This window comes from Oleiphilus sp. HI0061 (assembly GCF_001635675.1).
This window is the reverse complement of record NZ_LWFE01000334.1, coordinates 1-1553: the sequence shown is the minus strand read 5'-3', so window position 1 is coordinate 1553 and position 1553 is coordinate 1. Positions and strand designations below refer to the sequence as shown.

The following is a 1553-nucleotide window of genomic DNA, read 5'->3' as shown; positions in this document are numbered from 1 at the left end:
CAGTATAAAAATGAAAGAGTAGACTCATATTTCTGGTTAAAAAAAGATCAGTGTTGTTCTTATTCCGTTGTAAAAATTTAAAAATAAAAAGCAGGGATTAATGAATGAAAAAATATACTCGAAATACCATTTTATACTCAGCGCTCACCGTTTCGTTTGTTGCAAGCTATTGGATTGTTCGGCAAGACGCCCAGCAACTCGACCCTTTAGTTTCAGATGTGCCCTTGATCGAAATTAATGAGCAAGCCTCGGAAGGCTTTAACACCCCTCGTCAGCCGAGTACCGTACTCGTTAGCCGCTACGACCCTTAGGAGGAATAAGCCTCGTACTTAGCTTGTACGAGGCTTATTGTCAGCTTGCCCTTAAGTAAATAGCGCTTTTATCTCAGGTACGCAAGAGCCACAATTGGTGCCAGCTTTACAGACTTTTCCAACTTCCTGTGGGCTTGTTAGTTGGTGTTCCTTTATTGCCGTTTGAATGGTTTTTTTCCCGACATTAAAGCAGGCGCATATGATTTTACCGACATCCGGCGTACCTATGGGTGGTTTGCCTGTTAATAAAGCCATGCGGCTTTCTGTATCTAAGGTTTCAGGGTGCTTATCGGTATGACTAAATAATGAGGCGATCCAGCTTCGCTCGGGTAGTTGGTAGTTCGAACCTACGATGAGCACAGCTTGAAGTATGCCTTCATTAAAGCAGGCGGTTCGAAATAATCCTTGATGCTCATCTTGATAGGTTTGCCACTCTAGCTCTCCTGAGTGGATTCTGATTTGACTGGACAGATGGGTTTGCCAGTGCTTGATTTGCCGCCTTCCTGCAAGTTCGTAATGGAAGTAGCCATCGCCTTTGATGAGTACGGTGTAGTCAATGCCATCAAGAATTAAAGGGTGACGTGAAATAACAAAACCGTGCCAGTTGGTTTGGTAAGCTTTGATGCTAACCGGCGTGTGCTTGCTTTCGGGTTGGAAGGATATTGGATCAATCTCTGGGTTAACGACTACTCCAACGCGCCCCTGGCTGCTGAATTGAGAGGTCCAGTGCATGGGGACAAATAGCTCTCCCTGCGGAAGGCGTTTAGTGACCTCCACTCGTGCAAGCATGCTTCCCCAATGACTTTCTATTTCAGCTATATCGCCCTGACTTAAACCGAACTTATGAGCGTCTTCAGGAGTGATCTCGACATAGGGCTCCGGCTTATGCTGGTTTAGCCTCGCTGATAAGGCAGTGCGGGTCATGCTATGCCATTGGTCTCGAACCCGTCCGGTATTCAAAGCAAGGGGCCAGGCCTCTGACAATGAGTTAACAGGTGGGCGATGTCTGAGTGCTATGAGTTTGGCTTTGCCGGAGGCGGTAAAGAAACCTCCTTCAGAAAAAAATCGTTTTACACCATTCGGGTGAGTGTTGTTTACGGGCCATTGCACAGGTTCTAGCGAGTCGTATTGTTCGTCACTAAGCTCTGCCAAGCCAGAGATATCGAAATCTCTAGGCCGTTGTTCAGCCGTATTTTTAAAGCCTGTTAGTGCTGCATGTTCCCGAAAAATATCGGCAGCAGA

Annotated in this window: 2 protein-coding genes; one reads left to right on the top strand and one right to left on the bottom strand. The window is 46.2% G+C overall.

Annotated elements, in window-relative coordinates; genetic code table 11:
• Positions 1-104 precede the first annotated feature (104 nt).
• Positions 105-311, top strand: coding sequence for a hypothetical protein (locus A3735_RS04285; protein ID WP_068516480.1), 207 nt, complete (start codon positions 105-107; stop codon positions 309-311).
• Positions 312-362: 51 nt separating this feature from the next.
• Here A3735_RS04285 and A3735_RS04280 read toward each other — a convergent pair.
• A partial coding sequence (locus A3735_RS04280; protein ID WP_197485665.1) for a molybdopterin dinucleotide binding domain-containing protein occupies positions 363-1553 on the bottom strand: 1191 nt, incomplete at its 5' end.

Bases quoted from the DNA above. Each gene is read 5' to 3' on its own strand.
- A3735_RS04285 (WP_068516480.1), top strand. From the start codon at position 105: ATGAAAAAATATACTCGAAATACCATTTTATACTCAGCGCTCACCGTT.